The sequence below is a fragment of the Lentzea flava genome, assembly GCF_014648475.1.
In the GTDB taxonomy this organism is placed as follows: domain Bacteria; phylum Actinomycetota; class Actinomycetes; order Mycobacteriales; family Pseudonocardiaceae; genus Lentzea; species Lentzea flava.
The window spans coordinates 21,062-44,576 of record NZ_BMRE01000006.1 but is presented as its reverse complement, the minus strand read 5'-3'; the positions used below and the strand labels follow the sequence as shown (position 1 = coordinate 44,576).

The 23,515-nt window shown below is 64.6% G+C and carries 32 protein-coding genes; 11 read left to right on the top strand and 21 right to left on the bottom strand.

What is annotated here, in order from left to right; genetic code table 11:
• Nucleotides 1–133: 133 nt before the first annotated feature.
• The 5 genes from IEZ09_RS10735 to IEZ09_RS10715 are packed head-to-tail and all read right to left on the bottom strand — an operon-like array spanning nt 134 to nt 1,821.
• Complete coding sequence (locus IEZ09_RS10735) at nt 134–322, bottom strand: hypothetical protein (RefSeq protein WP_189253495.1); 189 nt, start codon at nt 320–322, stop codon at nt 134–136.
• Between the two features lie 8 nt (nt 323–330).
• Nucleotides 331–795 (bottom strand): hypothetical protein, encoded by a 465-nt coding sequence (locus IEZ09_RS10730; protein WP_189253494.1) that lies wholly within the window; start codon nt 793–795, stop codon nt 331–333.
• A 2-nt stretch (nt 796–797) separates the two neighbouring features.
• Entirely contained in the window at nt 798–1,073 is a 276-nt protein-coding gene (locus tag IEZ09_RS10725; protein ID WP_189253493.1) for a hypothetical protein, read from the bottom strand.
• Nucleotides 1,073–1,339: a hypothetical protein gene (locus tag IEZ09_RS10720; RefSeq protein ID WP_189253492.1), complete on the bottom strand. Its 267-nt coding sequence runs from the start codon at nt 1,337–1,339 to the stop codon at nt 1,073–1,075. The genes IEZ09_RS10725 and IEZ09_RS10720 overlap by 1 nt, the downstream gene beginning before the upstream one ends.
• Before the next feature lie 2 nt (nt 1,340–1,341).
• Nucleotides 1,342–1,821 carry a hypothetical protein gene (locus tag IEZ09_RS10715; RefSeq protein ID WP_189253491.1) on the bottom strand — a complete coding sequence of 160 codons (480 nt, stop codon included), beginning with the start codon at nt 1,819–1,821 and terminating at the stop codon, nt 1,342–1,344.
• Nucleotides 1,822–2,040: 219 nt separating this feature from the next.
• Between IEZ09_RS10715 and IEZ09_RS10710 the strand changes: the two genes are divergently transcribed.
• From IEZ09_RS10710 to IEZ09_RS10700, 3 genes are read left to right on the top strand one after another with little or no spacing between them, the layout of a single operon-like run.
• A complete protein-coding gene (locus IEZ09_RS10710; protein WP_189253490.1) occupies nt 2,041–2,883 on the top strand; it encodes a GntR family transcriptional regulator in 843 nt (280 codons plus the stop codon).
• A complete protein-coding gene (locus tag IEZ09_RS10705) occupies nt 2,880–3,584 on the top strand; it encodes an HAD family hydrolase (protein WP_189253489.1) in 705 nt (234 codons plus the stop codon). The genes IEZ09_RS10710 and IEZ09_RS10705 overlap by 4 nt, the downstream gene beginning before the upstream one ends.
• A 58-nt stretch (nt 3,585–3,642) precedes the next feature.
• On the top strand, nt 3,643–4,116 hold the full coding sequence (locus IEZ09_RS10700; RefSeq protein ID WP_189253488.1) for an NUDIX hydrolase: 474 nt from the start codon (nt 3,643–3,645) through the stop codon (nt 4,114–4,116).
• 32 nt (nt 4,117–4,148) lie between these two features.
• Here the strand turns inward: IEZ09_RS10700 and IEZ09_RS10695 are convergent, their stop codons facing one another.
• From IEZ09_RS10695 to IEZ09_RS10635, 13 genes are all read right to left on the bottom strand, one after another.
• Nucleotides 4,149–4,844 (bottom strand): adenylate/guanylate cyclase domain-containing protein, encoded by a 696-nt coding sequence (locus tag IEZ09_RS10695; protein ID WP_189253487.1) that lies wholly within the window; start codon nt 4,842–4,844, stop codon nt 4,149–4,151.
• A gap of 63 nt (nt 4,845–4,907) precedes the next feature.
• On the bottom strand, nt 4,908–5,639 hold the full coding sequence (locus IEZ09_RS10690) for an adenylate/guanylate cyclase domain-containing protein (protein WP_189253486.1): 732 nt from the start codon (nt 5,637–5,639) through the stop codon (nt 4,908–4,910).
• Nucleotides 5,640–5,641: 2 nt separating this feature from the next.
• Nucleotides 5,642–6,277 carry a Pycsar system effector family protein gene (locus tag IEZ09_RS10685; RefSeq protein ID WP_189253485.1) on the bottom strand — a complete coding sequence of 212 codons (636 nt, stop codon included), beginning with the start codon at nt 6,275–6,277 and terminating at the stop codon, nt 5,642–5,644.
• Between the two features lie 894 nt (nt 6,278–7,171).
• Nucleotides 7,172–8,380 carry a tyrosine-type recombinase/integrase gene (locus IEZ09_RS10680; RefSeq protein ID WP_229812439.1) on the bottom strand — a complete coding sequence of 403 codons (1,209 nt, stop codon included), beginning with the start codon at nt 8,378–8,380 and terminating at the stop codon, nt 7,172–7,174.
• A complete protein-coding gene (locus IEZ09_RS10675) occupies nt 8,350–8,526 on the bottom strand; it encodes a helix-turn-helix domain-containing protein (protein ID WP_189253484.1) in 177 nt (58 codons plus the stop codon). The genes IEZ09_RS10680 and IEZ09_RS10675 overlap by 31 nt, the downstream gene beginning before the upstream one ends.
• Complete coding sequence (locus tag IEZ09_RS10670) at nt 8,523–9,887, bottom strand: replication initiator (RefSeq protein WP_229812438.1); 1,365 nt, start codon at nt 9,885–9,887, stop codon at nt 8,523–8,525. The genes IEZ09_RS10675 and IEZ09_RS10670 overlap by 4 nt, the downstream gene beginning before the upstream one ends.
• A gap of 110 nt (nt 9,888–9,997) precedes the next feature.
• Entirely contained in the window at nt 9,998–10,846 is an 849-nt protein-coding gene (locus IEZ09_RS10665; protein ID WP_229812437.1) for a hypothetical protein, read from the bottom strand.
• A gap of 38 nt (nt 10,847–10,884) precedes the next feature.
• Complete coding sequence (locus IEZ09_RS10660) at nt 10,885–11,070, bottom strand: hypothetical protein (protein WP_189253483.1); 186 nt, start codon at nt 11,068–11,070, stop codon at nt 10,885–10,887.
• Nucleotides 11,071–11,072: 2 nt separating this feature from the next.
• Nucleotides 11,073–11,405, bottom strand: a complete 333-nt coding sequence (locus tag IEZ09_RS10655; protein WP_189253482.1) for a WhiB family transcriptional regulator — start codon at nt 11,403–11,405, stop codon at nt 11,073–11,075.
• The gene (locus IEZ09_RS10650) at nt 11,402–11,887 is read right to left on the bottom strand and encodes a hypothetical protein (protein WP_189253481.1); all 486 of its coding nucleotides are present in this window, start codon (nt 11,885–11,887) and stop codon (nt 11,402–11,404) included. The genes IEZ09_RS10655 and IEZ09_RS10650 overlap by 4 nt, the downstream gene beginning before the upstream one ends.
• A gap of 50 nt (nt 11,888–11,937) precedes the next feature.
• A complete protein-coding gene (locus tag IEZ09_RS10645) occupies nt 11,938–13,218 on the bottom strand; it encodes an FtsK/SpoIIIE domain-containing protein (protein ID WP_308202386.1) in 1,281 nt (426 codons plus the stop codon).
• Between the two features lie 187 nt (nt 13,219–13,405).
• Entirely contained in the window at nt 13,406–13,621 is a 216-nt protein-coding gene (locus IEZ09_RS10640) for a hypothetical protein (protein WP_189253479.1), read from the bottom strand.
• A complete protein-coding gene (locus IEZ09_RS10635) occupies nt 13,621–13,887 on the bottom strand; it encodes a hypothetical protein (protein ID WP_189253478.1) in 267 nt (88 codons plus the stop codon). Before IEZ09_RS10635 ends, IEZ09_RS10640 begins: the two co-directional genes overlap by 1 nt.
• A 192-nt stretch (nt 13,888–14,079) precedes the next feature.
• Here IEZ09_RS10635 and IEZ09_RS10630 point away from each other — a divergent pair, with 192 nt between their 5' ends.
• The 5 genes from IEZ09_RS10630 to IEZ09_RS10610 all read left to right on the top strand — a co-directional run bounded on the left by IEZ09_RS10630 (nt 14,080) and on the right by IEZ09_RS10610 (nt 17,092).
• The gene (locus IEZ09_RS10630; RefSeq protein ID WP_189253477.1) at nt 14,080–14,844 is read left to right on the top strand and encodes a GntR family transcriptional regulator; all 765 of its coding nucleotides are present in this window, start codon (nt 14,080–14,082) and stop codon (nt 14,842–14,844) included.
• Nucleotides 14,845–14,860: 16 nt separating this feature from the next.
• On the top strand, nt 14,861–15,526 hold the full coding sequence (locus IEZ09_RS10625; protein ID WP_370467701.1) for a YdcF family protein: 666 nt from the start codon (nt 14,861–14,863) through the stop codon (nt 15,524–15,526).
• Nucleotides 15,527–16,106: 580 nt separating this feature from the next.
• A complete protein-coding gene (locus IEZ09_RS10620) occupies nt 16,107–16,520 on the top strand; it encodes a DUF6941 family protein (protein ID WP_189253475.1) in 414 nt (137 codons plus the stop codon).
• Between the two features lie 4 nt (nt 16,521–16,524).
• A complete protein-coding gene (locus IEZ09_RS47830) occupies nt 16,525–16,761 on the top strand; it encodes a DUF4258 domain-containing protein (protein WP_189253474.1) in 237 nt (78 codons plus the stop codon).
• Nucleotides 16,751–17,092: a DUF2283 domain-containing protein gene (locus IEZ09_RS10610; RefSeq protein ID WP_189253473.1), complete on the top strand. Its 342-nt coding sequence runs from the start codon at nt 16,751–16,753 to the stop codon at nt 17,090–17,092. The genes IEZ09_RS47830 and IEZ09_RS10610 overlap by 11 nt, the downstream gene beginning before the upstream one ends.
• Before the next feature lie 391 nt (nt 17,093–17,483).
• Here IEZ09_RS10610 and IEZ09_RS10605 read toward each other — a convergent pair whose 3' ends face one another.
• Both IEZ09_RS10605 and IEZ09_RS10600 read right to left on the bottom strand, forming a co-directional pair.
• The gene (locus tag IEZ09_RS10605; RefSeq protein WP_189253472.1) at nt 17,484–18,446 is read right to left on the bottom strand and encodes a TIR domain-containing protein; all 963 of its coding nucleotides are present in this window, start codon (nt 18,444–18,446) and stop codon (nt 17,484–17,486) included.
• On the bottom strand, nt 18,443–19,033 hold the full coding sequence (locus IEZ09_RS10600; RefSeq protein WP_189253471.1) for a hypothetical protein: 591 nt from the start codon (nt 19,031–19,033) through the stop codon (nt 18,443–18,445). The genes IEZ09_RS10605 and IEZ09_RS10600 overlap by 4 nt, the downstream gene beginning before the upstream one ends.
• A 68-nt stretch (nt 19,034–19,101) precedes the next feature.
• Here IEZ09_RS10600 and IEZ09_RS10595 point away from each other — a divergent pair, with 68 nt between their 5' ends.
• The 3 genes from IEZ09_RS10595 to IEZ09_RS10585 are packed head-to-tail and all read left to right on the top strand — an operon-like array spanning nt 19,102 to nt 21,830.
• Nucleotides 19,102–19,761: a hypothetical protein gene (locus IEZ09_RS10595; protein ID WP_189253470.1), complete on the top strand. Its 660-nt coding sequence runs from the start codon at nt 19,102–19,104 to the stop codon at nt 19,759–19,761.
• 60 nt (nt 19,762–19,821) lie between these two features.
• A complete protein-coding gene (locus IEZ09_RS10590) occupies nt 19,822–21,510 on the top strand; it encodes an AbeC-like domain-containing protein (RefSeq protein WP_189253469.1) in 1,689 nt (562 codons plus the stop codon).
• Nucleotides 21,507–21,830 (top strand): hypothetical protein, encoded by a 324-nt coding sequence (locus IEZ09_RS10585; protein WP_189253468.1) that lies wholly within the window; start codon nt 21,507–21,509, stop codon nt 21,828–21,830. Before IEZ09_RS10590 ends, IEZ09_RS10585 begins: the two co-directional genes overlap by 4 nt.
• Before the next feature lie 75 nt (nt 21,831–21,905).
• On the opposite strand, the gene IEZ09_RS10580 is transcribed toward IEZ09_RS10585, so the two are convergent.
• Nucleotides 21,906–23,348, bottom strand: coding sequence for an MDR family MFS transporter (locus tag IEZ09_RS10580; protein WP_189253467.1), 1,443 nt, complete (start codon nt 23,346–23,348; stop codon nt 21,906–21,908).
• Nucleotides 23,349–23,515: the final 167 nt, after the last annotated feature.

Sequence of the window (23,515 nt, the reverse complement as noted above, 5' to 3'; positions counted from 1 at the left end):
GCTCGAATCTCCTTGTGGCGCAAAGAAAGCAAGGTTGATCGAGTCGGTGTTAGTCGCCGGGGAACAGTCGAGGCCCGCCAAGACTTGGACTGTTTCCCGTGCGACACACCAACGCTTGTTGTTCAGTTGTCGATCAGCGCTCTTCGAGCTTCTTGGCGAGCGCTCTGCACCAGGAGCAGAGCGGCCGCTTCTCCGTCTTGCGGAACCACCCGCCGCCGAGGCAGCGCGAGCAGTTCCGGTACTCCATCCGCACCCGACCGGTGACGGGGTGCTTCGCGGTCAGGTTCAGCCGGTACATCAACCGGGCAAGGGGACGCGGCACCACCGGTCTCACCGCTTCAAGCGATGCGTGACGCTTTCCACCGTGGACGGGCCAGGAAGCCCGCAGCAGCAACGGCCGCAGTCACAGCTGCACCCGTCGAGGATCGAGCCGAATCCCAGCGCCCGACGCACGGACAACCCGAGCTGTGCGGCAAGCGGGTGCAGGGCATCGAAGTTGGCGCGGATCATCCAGCGCGCGGCACGCAGTCCGAACGGAGCCACGCAGAACGCCCGCCCCTTGTACTCAGTCCGCACCAGCTCGAACGACATCCGCTCGACCACCGAGACCTGAACCAGGGAGTTCACACTCTCCCGCACGTCCGGCATCGACATCTTGAGCTTGGCCGCCAACGTGGCCACGTTCCACCAGCCCCACGGCTCGTCGAGCATGGCCACCAACACCAGTTGCGACGTCGTGTCACGGGCGATCTCGTATGGCACGATGCCGAACCGCTCATCGACTTCTTCGAGCATGGCTAGCCCCGCTCTGAGTGAAGCTGCTCCGGCAGGCCACCGACCCAACCGGCGCCACCCCTCGGGTCCAGCACGGCAGCCAACAGGCCGGCGTGCTGCGACAGCTTCCGAAGGAAGGCCGCCAACTGCTCTCGACCGTCCGGCCCGTCCGGCATGTGAATGGCGATCTGCGCCGGATCAAGATTGATCCGGAGGCAGTAGGCCGCAGCTGTGAGATCAGGCCACGGCACGATGTCCGCAGACGCCTCAGGCCCCGGCGAGACCAAGAGCTTCAACATCACGACTCCTCCCCGAAACGGGACTGTTCGAGCCGCGCCCGCCGTTCGAACTCCTCGGCAGCGATGGAACAGGCGTGGCGAACCCACAACGGCACCGCCAGATCAGCGGCCAAGATCCGCCACGCCTGTGCAACGGCCGAGTAGCCAAGGGCAAGACGAATCAGCGCGTTCTTCTCGCCCGTGCTGGACGCCTCGAACAGGGCTGCTGTCTGCTCGGCATACGCGGTGTTCCACCGGGCGACCGCCTCACGCGACGGCCGCGCCATAACTAGGCCGCCGTCTTCTGCTCGCCATGGCCCTGCTGACCCGCAGGCTTGCCGCTCTCCCGCTTGGGAGCCGCGCCTGTCTGCGGTGCCGCAATGCCCGTCGCACGGATCGTGAAGCCCTGGTACTTGAACTTGTCGCCCATCACGCGGGGCTCGACCGTCAGCCCCTCGAACGCGATCGGCCGCACCTCAACGCCCGGCATGACCTGAACCGCGTGCGGCGGAACGGGCTGCACCTCAGCCAGCAGCGTCACCGTGACCGAGGCGTCCCGCTCCTTCTCCGCGGACGGGTCGGTGACGACGACCTTCCACTGCCGCTTGCCGGACCTCTCGTCGATCTTCTGCTTGGCCTGTCGACCGCGAGCCCTGTCCTCCTGGCTCATGTACTCCAGGTCAGCCACAACCTCACCGATCATCAGCGCGCCCATGGGAAAGACCTGGTCAAACGGGGCCTCAAAGCGCGTGCCGTAGGGAACAGCCATCACTACCTCCGTTGCTCCGCTAGCCCGGCTATCCGGGTTAGACAAGTCACAAGGTAGCTAGCCTGTCTAGCCAAGTCAAGCAGGTCGGCATTCGCACTGGTCAGCTAGCTCCCTAGGCGGGCTAGACAAGTGCGAACAGACACTGCGAACATGTGCGAACGTGCGCTTTGCGCCGCTTTACACACCGCTTTGCACCAGCCGACCGCGAGATGAGGACTCATGGCATTGGACCCAGACGACCCGCGCCCGCCGTATGTGCAGGTGGCGAACGCTCTGCGGGCCGCCATCCTGACCAAGGTCTTCAAGGCCGGCGACAAGTTGCCGTCCCGCGCCGAGCTGGCGAAGAAGTACGAAGTCGCGCCGATGACGGTCCAGAACGCCCTGCGCGAGCTGCGCGACGAGGGCCTGATCGTGTCCAGGCAAGGCAGCGGCGTGTTCGTCCGCGAGCGCACGGAGCGCCCGGTTGGACTCCGCCCGCACATCGAGCGTGCGTTCAACGCCGAGCACGTGACGATCGACTTTGCTGGTTTCTCCGGCGAGACGCTGCACGGCATCATGCAAGAGCCGCTGGACAAGATCCGCATCGGCCGACTCACGCCCGAGTCGATCCACGTGCGCATCCTCGTTCCAGATCCCGGTGTGCCGTGGTCGGTTCCGGTCACTGTGGACGAACGCGCTGACAGCCCGGCGTTTCGCAAGCGTGCCGAGGAGATCATGCGACGGCACACGCTCGCGATCGTCGACAACGTCACTGAACTGGGAGCGCTCGGACTCGTCAAAGACGCGACCGCGGAGGTACGGGTCCACCCCACGGCCCCACTGTTCAAGCTCTACCTGGTCAACAACGAGGAAGCGTTCTTCGGCTTCTACCCAGTCCGCGAACACGTACTCTCGCTTGGCGGTGAGCCTCAGGCGATCTACGACCTGATGGGCAAGGACGCCATCCTCTTCCACCACTCGATCACTGACGACGACACCAGCACTGGCAGCCAGTACGTCGACCAGGCGCGCACGTGGTTCGACAGCATGTGGAACACCATCAGCACGGAGTACAAGCGGTGAGCCCCGAACGGGTCCCGGTCAACGATCCCGAAGTCTTGCAACGCATCCTGGCGAACGCCGATGCCGTCCTACTGGACTTCGACGGACCGATCTGCGACGTCTTCGCCGGCTTCCCTGCGCACCTCGTTGCGGACCAGCTTCGCCGCGTTCTCGCCGAGGGCGGATACGACGAGCTGCCCGCCCAGATCGAGAAGACCGAGGACCCGTTCGACGTTCTCTATTACGCCGCAACGCTTGGCGACGACGAAGCCGAGTACGTCGAGGCCAGCCAACGCGCCCACGAAGTCGAGGCTGTGGCAAGCTCCGAACCCACACCGGGCGCACATGACTTCATCCGGGCGTGGCACGCCTCGGGCCGCGTGCTGGCAGTCGTCAGCAACAACAGCGCGGCCGCCGTTGAGGCGTACCTCCATCTTCACGAGCTGACCGCGTGCGTCGACTACGTGTCCGCACGAGCCGATTCCGATTCGTCGCGATTGAAGCCGAGCCCGTTCCTGCTCCAGCAAGCGAGCGAGCACCTCAAGATCACTGCCGCGCGCGGCGTGCTTATCGGCGACTCGTTGACCGACATCCAGGCCGCTCATGCCGCTGGTGCCCGCGTCATCGGCTACGCCAACAGGCCCGGCAAGGTGGACCTTTTCGCGTCCGAGATGCCGCAAGCCATCGTGACGGACCTGACGTACCTCAACAGCGCGCTCTAGCCGCGGGTCCACCAACAGGGTGACGGCAAGCAAGCGCCGAGCTGGTAGGCAGGTTGGTATGGCGCGCACTGATCACTACAACGACCCGAACGCTCCCAAGGCGACCAACATCGTGGTGGCGGTGACCGCGTTCGTGCAGGACGAGCATGGCCAGCTGTTGATGATCCGGCGTACCGACAACGACCTGTACTCGATCCCTGGCGGAGCGCAGGACGTCGGGGAGACCATCGGCCGCACCGTCATTCGCGAGGTCAAGGAAGAGACCGGAATCGACGTCGAGCCCACCGAGATCATCGGCGTCTACTCCGACCCAAAGCACGTCATCGCCTACACCGACGGCGAAGTGCGCCAGCAGTTCTCCATCTGCTTCCGGGCGCAACCGACTGGTGGCGAACTACGGACGAGCAGCGAATCGAGCGAGGTTCATTGGATCAGCCGCAGAGACCTAGAAGAGTTGAACATCCACCCCTCCATACGAATGCGAATCGAACACGGATTCAACGAACACAGAGATCCCTTTTTTGCAGTCTAGCAACCCCCACTACGCTCCACCAACGTACCCGTCTACACAGACCAATTCCAGGCCGAACCGTAGATCCGATACCCAAGGTCCCCCGCCCCTAGATCCGTCCACATATTCCGCCTCGGGTCACCTCCGAACTTGACATTATCAATCAAGTCTTCGTAGACCACGGCAGTTACGTATGACGGATAGGCCGGATCGAGCGCCGCCATTTTTGCGGCATTATTTGCCGCATTACCCACCCATACAAGATCATTTGTTCCGCGAATTCCAGTCCTCGCAATGAAGAGCTTGGACGCATCCACCCCGACGCGTTGCCGCAAGCTGAAGTCCGCATTCGGATACTTAGCGACAAACTTTTCAACCAAGATCTTCTGGGTGACATAGTTGATCTGCAATGCACACTTTGCCGCGCTGGAATTACGCCCGTCTCCGATAAATACCGCCATGACCCGATCTCCGTCATATGCGGTAATCGACCCGCCAAGATTCCTGATCACACGCGCCGAGCAGTACAAGTAGCTCTTATATATTTCGGCAGAGAACCAGTCCTTCCACTTCTTCACCATCGCAGTGGAGCCTGCTAGATCCGCATAAAGAACAGTTGCGTCAAGCTCGACTGCCACGTTACTTAGGGGAAGGTCTTCAGGATCAGGGACTTTTTGCCCGGACCTCCGCTGCCACTGTTCATCAAGCACCTTCTGAACGTAGCCTTCAAGCTCATCCTTAAGCGCCATCCCACCCTCGTTCCACCCAATCGGCCCGCACCTGCCGCCGGATATTCTCAACAGTCGATCGAGCTAATTGCAGTTCTCGTCATACCAGTCATTCATCAATGAGTTGACCAAATCGCAAGTGTAGCAATTATTGGACCAATCCTTCTTCACTTTGCCCTGGTACTCTTCCTTGAGATTCCCGACGAAATCGTTGGAAAGAAAGATGGGGTCCACGAAGTAGCCCGCATTGGCCTTGGCGGCCAGTTTCGCTGCATGGTTTACGACGTCCCCCATGTAGACGACGTCGTTAATTCCACTACCACTTAGCCCCGCCTTGATCATCAATGCACGCCCGAACGCCGCGCCTATGCCGGCTTTGATCGGCGTCGAGTAATCAGCCTTGCCCAGCTTGTAGTTGAGCACTTTCATCAAGGCATTCATCCTGGCGATCACCTCAAGGACCTCATCGATATCAGCCTTGTAAGGCGCGTTTATAACCGACCAGACGCCGTCGCCAACGATGTTCACCTCGACAGCTTTCGCGTGAGAATTGAGAATCGCAACCATCTCCGAGATGTACGCCCTATACAAGCGAGCCAGTTTTGGCCTTTTGTATATCTCAGGCAACTTCGACGAGTCGCGAATGTCAACGAAGACGGCCACCGTCTTGTTTGCATAGAACCCATTGCTATAAGTCAGCTTGTCCCTAGCAGGAAGCGTGTCTACTTCCTCATAGTTACTTTGAGGAGTAGCAAGGATGCCGTCGATACGCCCGAAGCTCGCGATGTAGTCGTAGCTCTTGTTCGTAGCTTCCACTGCTATCCCTTCGAGCCGACAATAATGGCAACCACGCCAAGCAGCGCCATTCCCAACACAAGGAATCTGATCGCACGATCCGTCCAAGCGAATTTTCTGTGAGCCACCGTCGCATTTGCATGAACCTGATGCGCGATATGCCGAGTAAGCTGCTCCGGGTCTGCGGTTAGAGATCGCAATACTTCAATATATGACGGCCCGTCATCCTTGTACGCCCTGGCAATATTGGCAAAGAAGAGAAGATTCATCGGATCTTCCGGCAGCTCATCCACAGCCGAAAGACTGGCAAGGTGAGCCTTTTTTGCCTTCCTTCTCCCGACAATCGAGAGCCTAGGAATAAGCGCCATAGTTGCAGAAAACCAAGCGGCCACGACCGCTACCGCACACGCCACAGCGGCGATGCTCAACCACAACCCGGGCGACTTCTGATCTTTTACCAGGTTGTAAAGCATCGTGGCTGCAACAGCGCTCGCAGCAAGCGTTGCCCCTACCTTAGCTTCAGCGTGTTTGATCCAGTCATTGACGAGCCCTAAAGCTTTCCAGGCCTGATCAGGCTCGGGCGCTGGCCCTGTTGCTGGCTCAACCGATGAGACATCGATAGGCCCCAGCCCAGCGTCTGGATCAAGGCTCTCGTTCATGCAGCGATCCTTCCAGAGCTGCCGTCTAACGCGAGTACCTCGAACAGGTGAAACGGCGTGATTGTTATGTGCGTCGATACGCTCGCTCGAATGTGACACTGGTCGACACAATACGATTCGTGCACTTTCAGCTACTGAGCGTTGTACGTGGGCCTTCGGATTTCACCAACACAGGGCGCTAAGGGCAGCCTTGCCGAATTGTGCTCTACAGGATCAAGGCCGCCGCTGGCGGCACGCTCCGCGCGTACGGCGAACACCTTCCATCCCGGCACTCCCGGCATCCGCTTCGCTGCGCCGGTCGGCCGGGCGGCGCTGCGCGCCGTCCTCCGGCCTTGCCCCACCGACGAGCTCAACCCATAGAGCCATGTCGGCCAGCAGCTCCCTACGAGCGCCGTCAGGGTCACCGCGGATTGCTGGTCCTGGCGCTCGACTGCCGCGACGGCTGCGCCGCCTTGCCACCGATCAGGCACCGGACGAAGCAACGGGGCGCCTCGACGAGCACCAGGCCGAGCCACCCCCGACGCCGCGAGCATGACAACGGCCGGCAGCGCCGCGTCAAGGCTGGAACGAGTACCTTGACCCAGCACCACCGGCCGCGTTCGAGGCTCAGTGTCGGGATGATGGCAGAGGTGTGGACGGTCCAGAAGGACCAAGATCATGATGCGCTTTAGTCTCGTAAAACGTCGATAAACGTCGAGAAGCGACTGTCCACAGTGCTCAGATCAAGAGCGCATTCGCGCAGGTAGTGAGCACTGTTGAGGAAGATCGGCGAACAACGCCAAGCGAAGGCTCTTACTCTTCGGGTTCAGGGTTCGAGTCCCTGGCGGCCCACCATCGCAGCTGGTAGCGGGTGCGGGGGGATGATCGCTCAAGATCAAACCCCCCGCTTACCCCTCACTTATCCGTATCGCCGCCGATCACCGCGCCAAGCGCATCGGCAGCAGCACGGCCAGGCGCACGCCGTCCCATGTACACATCCTGCGTCATCGACGGCCGGGCGTGCCCGAGGACGTCGGCGATCTGCCGGGCAGTCAGCCCTGCCTCATCGAGCAGCGTTGCGACCGTCCGCCGAAACGTCCGGAACGTCACCCACTCGTAGCCCGCGCGGACCGTGAACGGCTTCCAGGCCCGGTTGCGGACGTTGGTGGCCTCGCGGATCGTGCCCGTCGAGCTGGGGAAGATCGGCCCGTTCAGGTTCTCCGCGGTGACCCTGCGCGTGACCAGCATTGTCACGCACCAGTCGGCCAGCGGGATCGGACGCACCGCGTTCTCCGTCTTGCCCCGATTCACGATGCGGCCCCGCCCACGTGCTCGGATGACGTTGCCCGACATGTTGATGACCTTGGCCTTTTCATCGAGGTCAGGCCAGTGAGCACACAACGCCTCACCGGTCCGTTCTCCAGTTCCGAGGAAGAATCGGACCAGGTCAGGTAGGTCATCCCGGACGGCCCGCTCATCGGCATCGAGCTTGGCGAGCAGGTCGAGCACCTGTTCCCCGGAGAGCGCCCGTGACTGCGAAGGCTTGTTCTTCGCTCGTTTGCTCTCCAGCGGCCCGACCTCGCGAACCGGGTTGATCTCCAGTGCGCCGTGGCGGACGGCCAGCGCGCAGACACCGCCGAGAATGCTGCGCACGGTCTTGGCCGAGCTCGCGCTCGAACGATCCCGCACCTTCTTGCAGAGCGCATCGAGCGTCGGTGTGGTGACCTCGTTCATGCTCAGCTCGCCCACAGCGGGTAGGACGATCTTGTCCAACCGGTTGCGGTAGGTGTCGAGCGAGCCGAACGACCGGAGACCTCGTTCAGCGTCCGCTTCGAGGTCCGTCAGCCACATCCGAGCCACCTCGGAGAACCGCGTGGAGGCCGTGATCAGCGCCCCTGCGACGGGAGTCACCCAGTCGCGGATGGCCGCCTTGAGCCGGTCGATCGCGTTCGACTTGCTCGTGCCGTACCGCTCGACCTCGTAGATCTTGCCGTCGAAGTCGCGATATCGGCACCGGGCGCGCCACCGCTTCGGACCTACCTGCTCTGTGCGGATGCTCCCGTGCGTCCCGACCTGGAGACGTGGGCGGCCCATCACGCAGCCCCAGGCTGGGCGTTGAACCACGCCATGACCACCTCGGGGTCGTAGCGGATGTGCTTGCCGACCCTTCTTCCTGGAGGGCCGTAGTTCTTCGTGCGCCACTGGTAGAGCGTCTGGACGGGGATGCCGAGGAACTCGGCGAGATCGTTGATGGTCCACAGCTTGCTCATCGGTGTGTCTCCTGTTCGTACTTGCGTCGTCTGTTGTCGCGGATTCGGCCGGCAAGGGCGGCGGCGAGTTCGCGTTCGGCGTCGGTGTCGTAGCCGTTGCCCTGGTAGGCCCAGTCGTTGATGACGAGGACCGAGTCTGCGTCGAGGCCGAGGCGTTCGAGGGTTTCGGTGTGGCGGAAGGCGCGGCGTTCGTCGCGAATGGACTTGAACGTCGTGCTGTAGTGCTTGGACTTCGTGAGGAAGTGGCCGCGGAAGCCGAGCATGTGCGCCCAGCGGCGCAGCTTGAGGTCCGCGTACTGCGGGAGACCGCCGAGGTCCCACGCGGTTTGAATGATGCGGCGGTGGTGGTCGCTGACCTTGGCGTGGTCGATGCACAGCTGCGAGCGGATGGGCCGGTCAGTGCCGTCCGTCTTGCCGGTGGTCTTGGTGGCGTACTTGGCCACGTAGGCGGCGAGACGCGTCTCGCTGATCGAGCCGTCCTCGTTCTCGACCTCGTGGGCCTGGTTGGCGCGGATCGGGCGGACATCGACCTGCGAGCCCCACCGCAGGTCGAGAGCCACGCCGTCCGGTCGGGGCACGGTGAGCTTCACCGAGGCCGCAGCAGCCTTGACGCAGGAGTCCAGGAGTTCGCTGGTGACCCACGAGGGGGTGCGGTCGGTGGGGCCGTCCGGGCCGTCCACGCGTACGACGGCGTGGAAGTGCACGAGGCCGCGTCGCTGGTATTCGGCAACCTTGGCGTAGGACAGCCGGGCGTGGTCGGCGAACTCACGGACCTTAAGCCCTGCCGCGTTGGCCAGCTCGCGGTTGAGCGCGATGCGGAAGCGATGCCACAGTGCCCCGGCGTTGGCCTGCCAGAGCACCGAGCCCTCGTAGTCGTAGGTGCCGGGGTCGACGGCGGTGCCGATGCGCGGGTCGGCCTGGTGGTGGTACTCGCCGCAGCCGGTACACGGCCTGGTCTTGCCGTTGGTCGTGGTGGAGCGGTTGTGCACCGCGCCGAACGACGGGGCGGTGAGGGTGGCGAACGCCCGCGGCTTGTCCGTCACGGTGGTCGGAACGCCCTTGGAGCCGCCCGCGAGACCGGCGTGCATGAGGTGGTAGGCGTCGGCGGCGTAGCGGTCCGAGCAGGACGGACACACGGCGGAGCGGCGGTTGCCGCAGGGCACGAAGATCTCGCCGCCGTGGTGGGCCAGCACCTTGCGGGTGTTGGCATCGTGCAGCTGCCACGCGCCGAACAGGCGGACGGGGACGGCACAGCCGTTGGTGGCAGTGACCTTGGCACGCCATTCGCGGTAGCCGGGCGAGGCGACCTTGCGGGCGATGCGGTCTTCCAGGGTGGTGTGGGGGTTGGCAGGCAGGGCCACGGTAGGCCTCCTTTCTTTACAGGGCTGGAAAAGCCGAAGGGCGGGACACGGCTGGGAGCTGTCGTGTCCCGCCCTCAAGCGAAGAGGCGAGGGGTTGTCCTGCTCGTGGCTCAAGCAGCGAGCTGGTCGGCGACGCGGGTGGCGAAGTCAGCGGGCAGCCGGAGCAGCTCGGAGACTTCGGGAGCGGTGAGAGGCCGTCCAAGTTCGGTCATGCGGGCGGTGAGGGTGGTCCGCATCGGTGCGGGGAGCCTCAGGCCCGCGAAGGGGTCTGGGTTGGTGCTGGTCATTGCCGGGGTTACTCGAGCAACGGCCGGGGTGTTCTCGGCTGCACTCGGCGCAGGCGCGGATTCGGCCGGCATAGCTCGTGGGGCCTCACGCCGGGCCGCATCGCGCAGGGCCACGTCTCGAACGGCGACGCAGCGTTGCTGGACGATCGGCATGACTTCAGCGAGCAGGAACACCACGACGGGGATGACGACGTGCAGGAACACGTTGCCCGCGCTGACCGGGCCTTTCGAGGGTGAGACGGCGGACCAGACGTTGGTGATCAGCGTCGCGGCCAGCAGCAGCCGCTTGAGCTTGACCACGGGGCCGTCGTCGACGCGCTGGCCGCGTGCGAGCATCTCGGACTCCCACCGCAGGACGGTGATGAGGATTCCGGCCAGCGCGGGTTCGACCAGCCAGGCTCCCCACCACAGCGGATCGGTGAGAGTGAGGCGCCCGGCGAGGAAGTCGTGCACGCCCGTGGTGGTGAACCCGAGGCCGATCGCGAGGAACCACCACAGCGAGCGGCTGATCGAGACTCGCAGCCGGTCGGCGTTGACCACGGCCAGGAGCGGATCACCGGTCAGCGCGTGCACGTCGTGTGCCTCGTCGAGCTGGTGCCGCAGCCGACGCACGGCCCGAGTGGGTTCCGGCCTGTAATCGGCCGCTTTCTTGTTGCGCTGGAACAGTTTCACGGGTTCACCTCCCTTAGCGGGACTGACGTGGACACGAGCTAATGGCCGTTGGCCGCGCGCAGGAGCAGCCGTCCGAGGATGAACAGCTCCACGGCCAGGACGGCGGTTCCGAGCAGCCCGACGAGCAGCCACATGACGGCGAGACCGGCCAAAACGGTCAGGCCGAGGCCGATCGCGCGGGCGGGAGTCTTGCGGGTGACGGGAATGACGAGTTGAACGTTCATGGCTAGGCGACTTCCTTCCGGGTGGTGGTGCGTGGGTAGTAGGTCTGATTGCGTTCGGATCCGGTGGTGCCGCCGACGACGCCGGAGGCGTAGAAGCGGCGTGAGCGGGTGCGGTTCTCCCAATCGACTTGGTCGGCGCGGCACTGGGCGATGACCGGGCAGCCCGCGCACACGTCCAAGGCCTCAGCAGTGGTCGTCGGAACGAAGAACAGTTCGGTGTCTTCCCCCGCGCACGCGGCATCGGCGCGCCAGGCAGGAGGGGTGCCGGAAGGGCCGAACAGGGCCAGCATCAGCGTTCGCGTGCCGACGTAGCCGGGGTGGTCGTGAAGGTTCACGCCGCCACCCCCGCAGCCACCGGAGCGACCGAGCGGGCCGAGGCCACGAGGCAGGCGAGTTCGTCGAACGAGGCGAGATCTGTACGGGCCTCGGCGAGGGTGGGCAGTCCGGGCAGGTTGGCGAACCGGTGTTCCCTGCCGTTGAGGCCGTCGTGTTCCTCGACGGTGCCGCCCAGGTCGAACACCGAGCCCGAGCACGCCAGGCCGATGCCGATGCCCGTGCCGGTGCGGCCGGTGGCGGCGAGGCGGACGTCATCGCGCCAGCCGTAGGTCAGGCCGAACTCGTTGCCGTGCAGGGTGGCCGTCCACAGCAGCACGGCGGCGAACCGGTCGACCGCCGTGCCCGCGGTGAACTCTGCGTGCACCGAGCGGGACAGGGTGGAGATGACCAGTCGGTCCGGCCGGGGCAGGTTGTGGGTGCGGATGTGTCCGCGCACCGTCCGCAGGATGCGATCCAGTGAGCGGTTGTCGTTGGCAGGCATGGTGAAGAAACCTCCTGTGAGGTTCGAAGTGGACAGAGAACGCGAGAGGGCTACGAGACCGCGCGGAGCGTGGTCGGCTCGCGCAGGTACGACACCAGCTCGTCGCACTGGGCGTCGTCGGTGTAGGCAACGCGGACGCGGCGGGGTTGGCGGGTCTTGGGAGCGCGGGCGAACCCGATGCCGGCAAACTCCTCACCCTGCGGTAGTTCGTCAGCAGTCGCGCCGCGTGCCCGCATGCCGTCACCCAGCACCATGTCGGGGTGGCTGGAGCTGGAGACCCGCAGGCACACACGGTGCGGCAGCAGCTCGCGTACCGGCACGGTGTCCTTGGTGGGTTCCTGCACGAGCGCCTCGATCACGTCGTGCGTGGTGCGACCGGTCGAGGCGATGATCGCGGTCTGACCACAGATCGCGTGCGCGTAGTCAGGCTGGTAGGCCATCGCGTAGCCGATCTCGTCGAAGATCAGCCAGTCGATCGGGAACTCTTCGGAGACCGGAGCTTTGCGCAGCTTGGCGCGTTGCATGCGCTTCTGCTTGCGCTCCATGTTCGCCACGAAGTCGTTGAGCAGCTCCAGACCATCACCGGGGTTGTCCGCGTAGCGACCGGCGAGGATGGGCTTGAGCCAACCCCACTCCAGCATCTTCGGGTCGATCACCCACGGCCGGACCAGACCAGCCCGGATCAGCGGAGCCGCGGCCCGCAGGCGTTGCGCAGGGAGCGAGTTCTTACCCGAACCGGTCTCACCCGCCCGCAGGAAGTGCGTGCCGTACAGCGGTTCGCGGTACTCGCGGCCGAACTCGTCCTCGCCCATGTACAGCGACATCGGATCGACGTCGGCGACGTCCTGCGCGAGTTCCGGTGAGGGGATGACGTGCGCGAACGGCTCGTCACGCTGGACGATCAGCACCACCTCACCGGGGGCCGAGCGTTCGACCGCGACCCGTTCGGCCTTGAGGGTGTCGGCGAGGTCGTCGACCGCGTCAACGAACGCCTTGAACGACATGCCGTGCACCAGCCGCACCCGCACCGTGTCCACCGAGGACGACCACGACCGCACCCGCAGCACCCGAGGCACCAGGACTTGCCCGGTACGCGGGTGTGTTCGCGTCAGACCGCACGAGCCCATCAGGTCAGACCAGCGGCGACCGGTGTACGCGCCAGCCCAGCGACGACGCCACGCCCGCAGCACCGGGGCCGCGTAAGTGTCGAAGGTGTCCGGGTGAGCCCGGTACCAGGCACCCAGACCCGCAGCAGCACCACCGAGCACAACGCCGGTCGCAGTGGGGCCGAACTGGGACAGCGACGCCAGCAGAGCCGACGGAGCTGCCACCGAACCAGGGTGACGCACCGCCCACACCACCGCCGCGAACTCAACACCCTGCGAGCGAGCGGACTTACCACGGGAACTCTTGGACATCGAAACCTCCGAAAAGTGTTGGGAGAGAACAACAACGGCCGACCAACCCGCGCGGGGTGATCGGCCGTTGCCAGATGAACAGGTGACGAACTCGGCTTCACTAGCGACGCCGACGCTTGCGGCGTTCCGCGGCTTCCTCATCGAGCAGCACGCGTGCGTAGGACATGTGCGTGGTCAGCGTGGCCACCGACCGAGCGAACTGGTCGTGCAGACCCTTGAAACCCTCGCGACGGACCGGAATGCCCTTGATAGCGATCCGCAGCGTGGACATGGACTTGCCCACGTCCTCCAGGGCGTTGTTGAGCTGCTGCGACATCAGACCCTCCACTCACGAGACTTGAGCTCGATCTCGTACTTGACCGCGTGCGCCTTGAGGTCCTCCAAGTCCTTGCGGGCCTTGGACAACTCCTTGCGCAGGTCGTCGGGCTTGGGGACCCTCCAGTCACCCGGCAGCGCGTTGCCCGGCTTCATGCGGTTGATCAGCGTCTCCAACGGGGCGAGCTGCTCCGTCGCGAAGTTGATCGCGTTCACGAACTCGCCGTACTTCTTGATCGCGTGCGCGTTGTACGCCTGAACCACCATCGGTCATGCACCCTTCTTCGAATTTAATTCGGACGAGTTCTCGAACGGCTTGAGGGCGTTCCAGCGCGACAACATCGACCGTGTTGATTTCGGCGCCAGCACCGAATTCGCTGACCGCTGGACCGCGCCGCAGCGCAACGCTGGTCAGGGCCGGTAGAGATAGACTTATTGCGTCCAGCAGAGGAGGTCGACGTGATCACCGGGTACCGGGAGCTGGCAGCGGTCCTGCGCGACGCGATCCAGCGCGGCGACTACCCGCCAGGAACGACGCTGCCCAAGCAGGACGAGATCGCTGCCGAGCACGGCATCAACATCAACACCGTGCGCAAGGCGGTGTCAGTGCTCGAAGCTGAAGGCCTTGTTGACTCGGTACGCAGGCGAGGCACGGTTGTTCGGCCACGCCCGGCGATGAAGCGCCTTGGCGTCGAGCGCTACGCAAAGAGCAAGTGGAAGTTCGGGTTGGTCGCGTTCGCCGCAGACCGTGAAGCCTCCGGCCGCGAGTGGAAGCCTGGCGACCAGACCAACACCGTCCGGCAGATCAAGGCCGACTCCGAGATCGCCGAAGCGCTCGGGATCGAGACAGGTGCGCCGGTGTACGAGAGAGCACGGCTGGTCAAGGACGGCGACACGCCAACACACACGCTTACGAGCTACTACAACCCAATCCACGTTGAAGGCACACCGCTTGTCGATCCAAGGCCAGGACCGGCGACGCCTGGTGGAGGGTTTGCAGTGCTCACCATGCAGGGCTACGAACCTGATCACATGACGGAGAGCTTCCACTCCCGGATGCCGACACCGGAGGAGATCGACGTCTTGAGTTTGCCGGCCGGAGAGCCGGTGATGATCCTCAAGCGTCGCACCTTCACCAAGGATGGCGTGCCGATCGAGTTCGCCCGAGGAGTTCACGCCGCAAGCAGGTTCGAGTGGTCATATAGCTTCCAGATGCCCGACTGACCGCGAGGAAGGTGCCATCCACGTGCCGTCCACAGTGATCCCCCACGAACACCGAGCGGACGTCTTGACCCTCTGGGACTACCACGACATGAAGCACGAGGTACGCCCAGCGAACGTCGGCATCGGTCTCGGCAGCCACGACATCGGCGTGGCAGTCCGCACAGTCGAGCTGTACCACGCAGGCGTCTATCCGCTCATTGTCTTCACCGGCGCCAACGCTCCCACAACAGTTAACCGGTTCCCTCGCGGCGAGGCGGTGCACTATCGGGAGTACGCACTTGAGCACGGCGTCCCAGACGATGCGATCTTGATCGAGACCAAAGCCACCAACACGTCTCAGAACTTCGAGTTCACACGAGACCTCTTGCACAGCAAGGGATTGCACGTTGAGACGGCAGTCTTGGTGTCACGCCCCTACCAGGAACGCCGGGCGTACGCGACGTGCAAGATGGTTTGGCCCGAGCTGGAGGTCATCTGTAGCTCCTACCGGCCGCCGATCGACGAATACGTTGCAGGCATTGGGGATGCAGACTTCGTGATCAGCATGCTCGTTGGCGACACGCAACGGATCACGATGTTCGCTGACGCAGGCTTCGCGATCCCCCAGGACATACCCGACGAGGTTGACGCGGCCTACAAGCGCCTCGTTGATGCCGGGCACACCAGCAGACTCATCAAGTGACCACACCTTGACCGGCGTGTTCAGAGTTTCTTTTCTTCATCAAGGCGGCCCCCTCCGGGGGCCGCTGGCCGTTGGTGCCTACCCGACAACGGCAGACCGACGCGCCTCTTTCTCCGCCGCGCCCAAGGCCGCCTCCGGCGTCCGAGCGCGGCGGGCGAGGCATGCGCGCCGGTCGACCGTTGTCGGACAGGAACGGCCAGCGGCCCCCGGAGGGAACCGCGGAGACTTCAAAGCATGTCCTCGCCGGACGGGCAGGTCTCCAAAATGGTGCGGGGACATGCCGGCACATCACGTTCCAGCGGGGGCCGGGGCACGCACCATCCCGTATGACCTCCCCGAGGGCAACCACACGCGTCAAGGGGGCCGACCCAGCGCACCATCACGTTGACGAGCAGGTGCCCCCTTGACACGTGCGGTTGGGACGAGCCAGGTCATACGGGATGGTGCGAGGCCCCTCAGTTGGCAAGGGTGCGTACATGGGCACGCATGCGTGAGACCTGCGGTTGATACACATGGAGCAACGAGATGTAACGTTCCGCCGTTGTCGCCGACAAGCCAACTACGACCCAGGAGGATGGCAGTGGCCGAACTTGACACGGCGATATTGGCGGAGTTCGCCAAGCTTGATCAGGCTGGCCTGTTGACCATGGTTGGCGGCGGCTTTGATCGCGTCCGCGTGTCATCACCAGGTCTTGTTCACCAGTTCTTCCTCGTCCTTCGCTTCAGGCTTGCAGAGGATGAGCGGTCAGCGCCGTTCGCGGCTCGAGTTGTCGCCCCCTCCACTGGCCCGCAGTTCCTGATGGGGATCGCTGGCGAAGCGGTGAGGGCTGACGATGCTGCGGCTGTCGCTGGGCACTCCTACGCCGTCAGCGTGATTGGAATCGGCATACCGCTGATGGCGGCAGGCACGTACACCATTCAGGTGGAAGTTGGCGGGACGGTGACTCGCGAGGTGCCCTTTGAGGTCGAGTTTCCGTCTCAGACGGCGAGTTGAGCCTATGAATCTGGTGTACTCCTACCACGCCAGGCAGCGGATGCGACGCCGCGGCATCACGGACAGTGACGTCCGCTCATGTCTGCGTAACTATCACTCCCGGATTGTGGGAGGTGACAGCATCATGTACATCGGCGACGTGAACGGACGTAGCCTAAAAGTGGTGACCGCGATCGATCGAGACAGCGAGACCGAGAAGTTCGTGATCACGACTGTTTGGAGGGGCGACGATGACAGCTAGTCCTGAGCTTTCGCTGGAGATCGACCAGCAGGCGGGTGCCGCTTACCTGCAGTTCAGCAGCGAGCAGGTCGCTCGAAGTGTTGAGTTCAGCGATGTGATCATCGTCGATCTGGACGAGCACAACGTCGTCGTCGGGATCGAGCTCCTCGATCTCGCGCAATCTGTGCCACTGGACAGTTTGGTTGAGCGCTTCCACATCCGCACCGAGGCACTTGCGCTGCTTATGCAGTCGTTGCGGTCGTCGACCTCCACGACTGCGATCGGTGGCAGCGCACCGTCTGCCGCCGGAACGATCGCAGTACACGGTGTCACAAGGCTTACGCCCGCCTAACGGCGCCAGTGCAACGGGCTCGACGCCAGGCCGAGGCAGCGAGATCAACTCCCCCGCTTACCCCCCGTTTTTGACATCAAGTGTCCACAAAGATCCGCATGCAACAAGAAGTCTGGTGGACGCAAGTTCCCAGCTCACGTCAAGTGTCGGCAAATATCCACAGTGGACTACGAAGCAAGATCCGCAAACTTCGGGTTCAGGGTTCGAGTCCCTGGCGGCCCACAAAACCTCCAGGTCACAGGCCTGGGGTTTCGCATTGGCGATCGCTGACGCGCCTTGATGCGCTTTGCGCAGTGACTGGCCGCCCCAGCTGGTGAACGATCGCACCGGCGGACAACAGGGCCCGGCGTTGACGAGCGAGCAGTGATCCACACGGTCACGCGTCGTCGTGTTACTGGCCCGGCGACTCGACCCACGACGTGACGACGTTTACGGCGCCGCGCAACGTGGTCAGGCCTTCGCGGAACGCGGTCATGGCGCGCCGCATCGGCACGCTGGTCAGCTCGGCCCGTCGAGCGCTGCTCAGCAGCTGTTCGGTGGCGGAGACGAGGTCGCGCAATGCCGAGGCATCGGGGGTGATCGGCAACGGCGCCGCGCGGGTCAGGCGGTCGATCTCGAACACCCGGCGTTCGTAGGTGCGGACCTCGTCCCGCAACCGCAACGCACCCGGCAGCAACGACTCTGCCCTCGTCCGGTCGTCCTTCACGGTCGCAAGGACGTCCTGGAACTCCTGTAGGACCTGGGAGATCACATCCACCACGCGACTGGTGTCGAGCCCAAACCGCTCCACCTGCGCAATGGCGTCGTCAGGCTCGTACGAGGGCTCGGTGAGCAGGCTTCGTTCCGCCGCCTCCACCCGATCTACCAGCTCGCCGGCCAACGCCAGCATCGTGCGCCGCCACGCAGGGGAGGACGGGCCCTCGATCCACGCCTCGCGCAGGTGCCGGTGCTGACGCTCGACGACGATCTGGGCTGCCAGGTCGGGGTTGTCCTCGGTCAGGTAGCCGTCGCCGAGGAGCACCACGGGCAGCAGCAGGCCACGCACGCCGTCCACGAACGACTGGTTGTAGAAGATGAACAGCTCTTCCCGGCAGTACGGCCGGTCGAAGTAGCGGCGGGTCAGGAGAGGCAGGAACACCGTGGCGTTGCGGACGGCCGCCCTGATCGTCGGCTGGGCCAGGTCGCCCCAGCCGATCGCCTCGCGGTCGACGAAGATCTCCAGTTCGCGGCCGCGGTCGGCGTAGGCGTACTGGCGCAGCGACTCGGTGAACGGGCCGACGAAGTCCATCACGACGTCGTCCCTGCGGGCATAGCTCAGGAAGCAGCGGATCGGTGGCGCGTCGAGTGATGTCATCGGCCCACCCTCGACAGCAGCGGGGCCGCCTCGTCGGCCAGCTGGCTCCAGCGTTGCTTGCGTTGGCGGATCACCAACGCGTAGAGGAGCGCGGCACCGCCTGCTGAGCCGACTGCCACCATCGTGATCGACGCCAGGCCGCCACCGAACAGGACCAGCAGGGCACAGAGGACGATCAACAGCACCAGCACTGGCATGCCGCGTGGCTCCCACGTCCACTCGCGGCTCGACGCCACCTCCCGCTGCAGGTCGAGGGCGAAGGTTCGCAGCTCGTCCGGCGGGTCCAGCTCCAACATCCGGGTGGCGATGCGCTCGCAGCCGTCCACCTGAGCCCGTTCGACCATCACCAGCTTGCCGTCGTGGGTCAGGCTGCGCAGTGAGACCGAACGAAGTGCCAGCGCCACTGCCAGGTGTTCCTTCGCATCCGGAAGTTCTTCCAGTGCAGCGATGTGTTCGTCGGTCACACCCGCCGCCGAAATGACCGCCAACAGCTCGTGCGCACGCGAGCGCGGGTCGTCGGTGCTGAGCAGGCGCGTGATTTGCCCATCGGTCACTTCTTGACACTCATTCGGCGCATTGACATCCACTCGATCACCCGACTTCTGCCAGGAAGCGTTCTGGTGCGGTTATTCTGCCAGAACGCGGAGGATGCCCCATGAAAAAACTCAGCTCGCGTTCGCTCGCACTGGCTTCTGCGTCGGGATACCTCGTTGTTTCGATACTGATCGGTACCGCGTTGGTGACGACACAGAAACAGGAGCCGCGAGCGCTGAACACGCCCAACGACTACAACAACGACTACAACAGAACCACTGCATGGCCCACGGTCACCACCCGAACCACCAGGACCACCAGAACCACCACCACAACGACCGAGGCCGTCGACTACCGGCTCGTGTCCGGTCCATCTGGGCTGGTCACGGCCATACCGAACAGCTGGACCGTCAGCCAGGGAGACGTGGCGACGGTGCAGATCGCTCGCAGCAGCGCCTGGCCCGGCTTCGAGCTGCGGTTCGGCGGTGCGCCGCCGGAAAATCCACAGCTGTCCCTGTTCCAGCGCATCAGCGCTGCTCACGAGGCCAAGACCGGCAAGAACTCGTATTCGATGGAAAGCCTGCGCGACACGACGCTGCGCGGCTATCCCAGCGTGAAGTGGAGCTACACCACCGCACCGAACGGAGTCGCCCAGTTCTGCACCGGAGCCTGGTGGGAGGCCAACGGCGTCGAATATGTTCTGTTCGTTGTCTCACCCCCTTCCGGCCGGGCACAGGCGGAAAAGATGCTCAGTTTGATGACAACTCACGCGAAACCATGACAGAAAGTGGACATGACAATGTCATCTCCCGCGACGGCTCCGGGGGTCGATTCTCCGAAGTTGCGTGACGACACGACCCGCTTCCTCTGCGGGGCCGCGCACCGCGACGAGCAGTTCGCGGACGCTGCCATTCGCGAGTACCTGGTGGAGAAGACGCGGTCGATTCCACAGTCACCCGGCGTCAACACGGGCGCGGTGCTGCGTGAGGCGGTGGCCGGGCGGATGCGGCGCAAACTTCGCGACGCCGTGCTGCTGCTGTTGACGCTCGTGCTGCTGCTCACCGCGAGCGTGGCCGCTCTCGGGCCGTGGCTGCTGATCGCGGTGCCACTGGCGGCCGCGAGCGCCGGGTTCCGCATCCGGCCCGTGGTCCGGCAGCTCGCCACACCCACCGGTCGCGCGCCGATCATCGTCGGCGCGATCGGCGGTCTGCTCGCACTGGCCGTCGTGACGTTCAAGGCGGGGTCCGAGTTCGAAGGCAGCAGCCGGTACGGTTCATACCCCTCGTACCCCTCATACGAGTCGTCGAGCGACGACGCCGAGATCGTGGTCGCGTTCATCGCGGTAGCGCTGATCTTCGGCGTGCTGCTGGCCGACCGGATCATCGTGTGGCTGCTGCTCACGAAGAGCTTCCGGCGCAACAGGTTCCGCACCAGCCCCGGCGAGGAGCTGTGGCAGAACGAGTGGAAGTTCCGGCAGCTCGGGCACCAGATCTACGCCGACGCGCTGGCGCGGTACCCGGTCGAGGAGCGCGAACAGCCACCGGACGACGAGGGCAAGGCGCGGGTGACGGTGTACCGGGACTATCGGCCGTTCGTGGGTGCGGGGAGGATGTTCGAACCGTGGTCGATGGCGCTCCCGCTCAAACCCGCTCACGACGATGACGGCGAGCCGGCGACGATGCTCGGCTTCACGCTGCCCGAGATCTACGAGCACGTCACGAACGACCTGCTCAAGACCGGTCGATCAGCGTCGTTGTCACCTGGTCACCGGCTGCGCGACCTCACCACGTCCGACCGCGTCGTGGTCTCCGCCGTGGAGTTGATCGACCACCTCGGCGACGCGGAGACCGCGATCGTGTTGCCGGACAAGGACAAGGCACCGGTACGCACCGCCGACAAGTCCGTTGTGGACGATCTGGTGACCAGGCCGCGCGAGTGGATGCGCTACTTCCGCGCCTTCCAGGTCGAGACCTGGGACCGCGACGTCGTGATCTCCGCGCATCTCACGTTCGGGCTCGACGACGAGCTGCTCTACGTCGAGTGGACACCCAGCGTGCTGTATCCCATCGACGCGAAGCACCGGGAGATCGACACCTGGTCGCCGCACTCGTTGCGCCCGCTCGGCGAGGCGGTCGCGGACCTGCTGAGGTTCCCCGCGACCTTGCCCAGGCGGTTCGCCTCCGCCGTCATGTGGATGGCACCGATGGACCAGCCGGCTGGGACGTTTCTGCCGGACAAGTACGGCGCGATGGTCAGCCTGCGTGAGCTCGTCGCGGAGGACAACGTCGACAACTACTTCCAGCTCACCGACGTCGAACGCTACATCAAGGTGCTGGAGTCACGGCTGCTCCGCACGATCGGCGAGTTCCTGGAGAGCAAGGGCATCTCGGTCACCGAGTTCATGGAACAGGCCTCGCAGGTGACCACCAACAACGTGCACATCACGGGCCCGGTGATCTCGAGCAACATCGCCACGGTCGGCAAGGCCAGGACCGGCAACGTCAAGGTCGTCAAGGGCAGGAAGTCATGAAGGACAAGAACTTCGAGATCAAGGGACCGGTGATCGGCAGCAACATCGGCACCAGCGGCAAGGCCAGGACCGGGAACGTCCACATCGGACAGCTCCGGGACGTGGCCGCGGTGGTGCGGCTGCTCGACGAGTTGCGCGAGGAGCTGAACGCCGCGCAGGTGCCGACGTCGACCATCGAGGCTGTCGACGACCTGCGAGCCGAGGCGCACAGACCGCAGCCACGCAGGGATGTCACGAACCATCTGCTGGAGAAGCTCACCGATCGCGGCCTCGGCGAGAAGATGAAGGATCTGGCGGCCGCGTTCGACACCCTTTTCTAGGGGGTCGATCAGCCCGTCCGACAGAAAACCCCCAGGTCGGCGACCTGGGGGTTGTCTCGTTCGGCGAGCGGTGGCTCAGTGGGCGGCGGGTGCCGTCCCGGAGGTCCGGCTCGGCAACAGGGCCGCCACGACGATCGTGACCGCGGCGAGTGCGGTGGCGACCACGAAGGCCAGCTTCATGCCGCTCAGCTGGGCCGCGGCGGTGGTGGCGCCGTCGGTGACCAGTTGGCCCGCGCGGGCCGACATCACGGTGACCACCAGGGCGGTGCCGAGGGCTGCGGCCACCTGCTGGAGCGTGCCCAGGATCGAGCTGCCGTGGGGGTACATGTGCGGCGGCAAGGAGCCCATGCCGAGGGTGAAGATCGGGGTGAAGGTTGCTGCCAGGCTCACCATCAGGAGGGCGTGCAGGGCCAGGATCTGCCAGTACGGCATGGTGGTCGAGACCTGGGTGAAGCCGGCCAGGGAGAGCACGATGCCGATCGAGCCGGGCAGGATGAGCGGGCGGCCGCCGATGCGGTCGTAGAGCTTGCCCACGGTGGGGCCCAGCAGGCCCATCGCCAGGCCGCCCGGCATGAGGAGCAGGCCCGTTTGCAGCGGGGTCAGGCCGCGCAGGTTCTGCAGGTAGAGGGGCAGCAGGATCATCGAACCCATCATCGCCAGGAAGGCGATGCACATGAGGGCGAGCGACAGCGCGTAGGTGCGGACGCCCAGGGTGCGGAGGTCCATCAGCGGGGCGCCGGTGCGTTGCAATTTGAGCTGGCGGAGCACGAAGATCGCGATGACGGCGGCGCCGGCCACGACGATGCCGATGGTCGGGCCCAGGTTGGCGTCGCCCTCGCCGAAGAGGCTCAGGCCGTAGACCAGGCCACCGAAGCCCAGGGTCGCCAGGGCCGCGCTCAGCCAGTCGATGCTGCTCACCTGGGGTTCGCCGATGTTGCTCATCTGGCGGAGGCCGAAGTAGGTCACGACGCCGGCGATCGGCAGGACGGCCACGAACAGCAGGCGCCAGGAGCCCAGTTGCAGGATCAGGCCGGAGACGGCCGGGCCCAGGGCGGGGGCCACCGAGATCGACAGGGTCACGTTGCCCATGACTCGGCCGCGGTCCTCTTCTGGCACGACGGTCATCAGCGTGGTCATCAACAGCGGCATCATCACGGCCGTGCCCGCAGCCTGCACGATGCGGCCCAGCAGCAGCACCGCGAAGGACGGTGCGGCGGCGGACAGGGCGGTTCCGGTGAGGAAGACGCCCATCGCGATGGCATAGCCCTGGCGCGTGGTGACGCGCTGCAGGAACCAGCCGGTGATCGGGATCACAGCGGCCATGGTGAGCATGAAGGCGGTGGAGACCCACTGCGCTGCCTGCTCGGTGACGTGCAACGACTCCATCAACCGCGGGATCGCGTTGATCATGAGCGTCTCGTTGAGGATGACCACGAACGTGGCCAGCACCAGCAGGCGCACCACCAGCGGTGTTCGGCGCTTCTCCGCGGTCGGGCGGTCTTGGATCGCAGCAGGCATGTCAGGACCTCACTAGGTTTCTGGCACAGTCGCGGCCAAGGCCGCCGATGTCGACGTTCTTCGTGACACCGGTGGAGACCGGCGGGCGGGGCGGAACTCATCGGTGTGCCCGAGTGTTCCGCATCGCGCCGTTCGTTCCACCCGATTTTCGCCGTCGGCGGATCGGG